The sequence below is a fragment of the Tepidibacter mesophilus genome (assembly GCF_002724055.1).
Classification (GTDB): domain Bacteria; phylum Bacillota; class Clostridia; order Peptostreptococcales; family Peptostreptococcaceae; genus Tepidibacter_A; species Tepidibacter_A mesophilus.
Genome location: NZ_BDQY01000098.1, coordinates 1 through 252, shown reverse-complemented (window position 1 = coordinate 252; position 252 = coordinate 1). Strand labels below are relative to the sequence as shown.

The window sequence follows — 252 nt, the reverse complement described above, 5'->3', positions numbered from 1 at the left end:
GTTTCATCCTTAAAATGTCCAAAAAATGATTCTTGGGGTGCATTATCCCAACAATTTCCTCGTCTAGACATTGATTGTCCTAATCCGAAACCTTTAACTAGTTTTTGAAAAGTAGGACTAGTGTAATGAGCACCTTGATCTGAATGAATAAATGCATCTGGGGCAAGCGTAATATCTTTATTATTCATTAATTTATGTATTGTATCAGTTGCTATATCTAGCGATAAGCTAGTAGATACATTATAAGCTAGT

General features: G+C 33.3%; 1 pseudogene. It reads right to left on the bottom strand.

Annotated elements, in window-relative coordinates:
- Positions 1–252: pseudogene (locus Tmeso_RS16140) on the bottom strand (DDE-type integrase/transposase/recombinase); the annotation flags it as partial.